Origin of the sequence: Corynebacterium pilbarense (genome assembly GCF_026930265.1) — a bacterium.
Taxonomy (GTDB): Bacteria; Actinomycetota; Actinomycetes; order Mycobacteriales; family Mycobacteriaceae; genus Corynebacterium; species Corynebacterium pilbarense.
This window is the reverse complement of the sequence record NZ_JANRML010000126.1, coordinates 1-574: the sequence shown is the minus strand read 5'-3', so window position 1 is coordinate 574 and position 574 is coordinate 1. Positions and strand designations below refer to the sequence as shown.

At 38.7% G+C, this 574-nt stretch carries 1 protein-coding gene; it reads right to left on the bottom strand.

Annotated elements, in window-relative coordinates; all coding sequences use genetic code 11:
- Positions 1-554: hypothetical protein (locus NUW87_RS11540; RefSeq protein WP_269028674.1), on the bottom strand; the 554-nt coding region annotated here is incomplete at its 3' end.
- Positions 555-574 lie beyond the last annotated feature (20 nt).

The window sequence follows — 574 nt, the reverse complement described above, 5'->3', positions numbered from 1 at the left end:
GGTTTCCTGTCCAATGGACATTCTCTTTTTGGGTGCTTATCTCTGCATTGAGGACAAAATATAGACAAGGCTGCTTCTACTTCTGCATGCTTTTTCTTGATCTGCAGGGTATCCATTTGTGAAGCCAAAGAGCTCATCATTTCAGTCTTGAATTCTTCAAGCAAATTTCCTATCTCAGCTCTTGTTGCTCCTCCATTGGCTGATTTTTGGACTCTAGAGAATGTAGTATCCCTGCTATTCGATTTGTTTCTTGCAGCTCCCCTTGAACATCTTTTGCATAAGTTGACAATTTCATCATATGATTCCTTGGATATGTCCCCTTTTCCAAGCATATTCAGCATATCCAGAGAGTTATCCCTTACTCCTTTTAATAAAATGGTTTTGAGTATGTCCTTACTTACATTGGGATGGATGGACCTTTGGAGATTGTATTGAAGCCTTTCTACAAAGTCTTCTAGATTCTCATCTTCTTTCTGCATCATTTTAAACAATTCCTCCTTCTTTTCTCTTGTTCTGCAGTAGTCCTGGTATTTGTTCAGAAATTTCTGCTTCATTTGGTCCCATGATGTGATCA